Source organism: Arthrobacter sp. JCM 19049 (genome assembly GCF_001310435.1).
Genome location: NZ_BAXF01000643.1, coordinates 1 through 1,046 on the forward strand (window position 1 = coordinate 1; position 1,046 = coordinate 1,046).

General features: G+C 70.3%; 1 pseudogene. It reads left to right on the plus strand.

Going from position 1 to position 1,046, the window contains the following annotated elements:
- Window positions 1–155: 155 nt before the first annotated feature.
- Window positions 156–893, plus strand: a pseudogene (locus JCM19049_RS15185) (ABC transporter ATP-binding protein).
- Window positions 894–1,046: the final 153 nt, after the last annotated feature.

Below are 1,046 nucleotides of genomic sequence, written 5' to 3' on the forward strand. Positions count from 1 at the left end.
GATTCGCGCCGCGCTCGCCGAGGTGGATTTCAGCCCGGTCCCGGACGCAGCAGCTTCACCACCCTGGTGCAGCACGCCGCCGAGGTGGGGCTGGGCCAGCCGGGGGACGTGAGCGGGCTGATCGATCGGCGTTGGGTGCGCCACCAGGAGGAGCCATGAGCGTCCAGCTGCACGAGCTCAGTCTGCGCTACCCGGGTGGGCCGGTGGTGATCGACCGGCTGAGCACCCGGATCGAGGCCGGGGAGTTCGTGGCGGTGCTCGGCGCGTCGGGATGCGGGAAGTCCTCGCTGCTGAACATCATCGCCGGACTGCAGCCACCGACCGCCGGCTGGGTGGAGGTCCCGGCCGACGGGGCCGCGTTCATGTTCCAGGACGCGAACCTGCTGCCCTGGCTGAACGCCGCGCAGAACGTGGAACTGGCGCTGAAGCTGGCCGGGTCCCGGCGAACCAGCGGGGACAGGACGCGCACCGGCTGCTTGAACTGGTGCAGCTGGGCACGCCGCGCAGCGCAAACCCCATGAACTCTCCGGCGGCATGCGCCAGCGGGTGGCATTGGCCCGGGCCCTGGCCCAGCAGCGCCAGGTGCTGCTGATGGATGAGCCTTCGCCGCGCTGGATGCCATCACCCGGGACCTGCTGCACGAACAGCTGCGCGCCCTATGGCACAGCTCGGGCAAGACCATCATCTTCGTCACCCACAACGTGCGCGAGGCGATCCGGCTGGCCGGTCGGATCCTGGTGCTCTCCTCCCACCCGGGGCGGATCCTGGAAACCCGGCAGGTCAGCGACGCGCTGCGCAACAACCCGGTCCGGGCCGCCGACCTGGCGGACGAACTCACAGCGATCCTCAGAAAGGAGCAGGCCAAAAATGAGCATTCTCGCACCCCTGCTTGAACGGGGCCTGGCACCCGCCGCCCGGCGCCGCCCGCCGGCGGTGCCTCCCGGATTGATGCGGTTGTTGCCCCGCTGCTGGTGGTGGTCGTGGCGCTGAGCCTCTGGCAGATCCTGGCCTGGGTTTCCCCGCTGCGCGATGACCTGTTCCCGGCC